Raw genomic sequence first — 255 nt, forward strand, 5'->3', positions numbered from 1 at the left:
GCGCCAATCAGTTCGAATTGCTGATCGACGGGCCGAACTTCTTCCCGCAGATGCTGGTGGGCATCGCCCGGGCCGAGCAGCAGGTTGACCTTGAGTTGTACCTGGTCGAAGCGGGTGCCTGCGCCGAAGCCATGGTGCAGGCACTGGTGCTGGCCGCCGAACGCGGCGTGCAGGTGCGTTGCCTGTTCGATGATTACGGCAGCCTGGCGTTTACCCTGGGGCTGCGCAAGCGCTTGACCGATGCCGGTGTGGAGT

The 255-nt window shown here is 64.3% G+C and carries 1 protein-coding gene; it reads left to right on the plus strand.

Annotated elements, in window-relative coordinates; translation table 11 throughout:
• Positions 1–255, plus strand: a 255-nt coding sequence (locus AAEZ05_RS29340; RefSeq protein ID WP_502947815.1) for a phospholipase D-like domain-containing protein, incomplete at both ends; no start/stop codon positions are given.

Origin of the sequence: Pseudomonas sp. HY13-MNA-CIBAN-0226 (assembly GCF_040310305.1) — a bacterium.
GTDB classification, from domain to species: Bacteria; Pseudomonadota; Gammaproteobacteria; order Pseudomonadales; family Pseudomonadaceae; genus Aquipseudomonas; species Aquipseudomonas gregormendelii.